Below are 213 nucleotides of genomic sequence, written 5' to 3' on the forward strand. Positions count from 1 at the left end.
GAGGACAGGAACGGCGAGGACGTCCCGGCGACAGTGACGATAACAATCGCGATATTTGCGTCGGGTATTGCACCGACCCCCGGACCTGGACTCAACTTTTTTAAAAACAACGCCTGTGTGTTCTCAACAACGAACCGCCCGTTCATCTATAACCGGAAGACATGGACGCCGTCATGGTCATGGACGGACATCGGCGACAGCATGATCATGCTG

Annotated in this window: 1 protein-coding gene; it reads left to right on the plus strand. The window is 54.5% G+C overall.

Going from position 1 to position 213, the window contains the following annotated elements; all coding sequences use genetic code 11:
- Nucleotides 1-213: DUF6453 family protein (locus GV764_RS22185; protein WP_236651910.1), on the plus strand; the 213-nt coding region annotated here is incomplete at both ends.

The sequence above is a fragment of the Atlantibacter hermannii genome (assembly GCF_009907385.1).
Classification (GTDB): domain Bacteria; phylum Pseudomonadota; class Gammaproteobacteria; order Enterobacterales; family Enterobacteriaceae; genus Atlantibacter; species Atlantibacter hermannii_A.